1 protein-coding gene is annotated in these 285 nt (G+C 46.0%); it reads left to right on the top strand.

The genetic code is table 11. From position 1 onward, the window contains the following. The coding region (locus tag JYB63_RS22980; protein WP_205660237.1) for an SIS domain-containing protein at positions 1–285 on the top strand (285 nt) is incomplete at both ends.

The raw sequence follows: 285 nt of genomic DNA, 5'->3' as shown, positions 1-285 counted from the left end.
AGCAAGTCCAAGCACAGGAGCCGGTTATTCAGGAAGTTGCAAAGCTTTTTGCTGATTCGATCCTGAAAGGAAGAATGGTCCATTTGTTTGGATCGGGCCATAGTAGAATCATGGTAGAGGAAATGTGGCCGAGATATGGTTCATTTCCAGGATTCAATCCAATCGTGGAGCTATCTCTATCTTTTCACAATCTCGTGATCGGGAGCAATGGTCAGCGGCAGGCGATGTTTCTGGAGAATGTGCCGGGTTTTGCACCAAGGATTCTTCGAAATTTTGATATCAGCC

This window comes from Aliamphritea spongicola (assembly GCF_017051665.1).
Taxonomy (GTDB): domain Bacteria; phylum Pseudomonadota; class Gammaproteobacteria; order Pseudomonadales; family Balneatricaceae; genus Amphritea; species Amphritea spongicola.
Note: the sequence above shows the minus strand (reverse complement) of the source record. Positions and strands in the feature narration are given on the sequence as shown.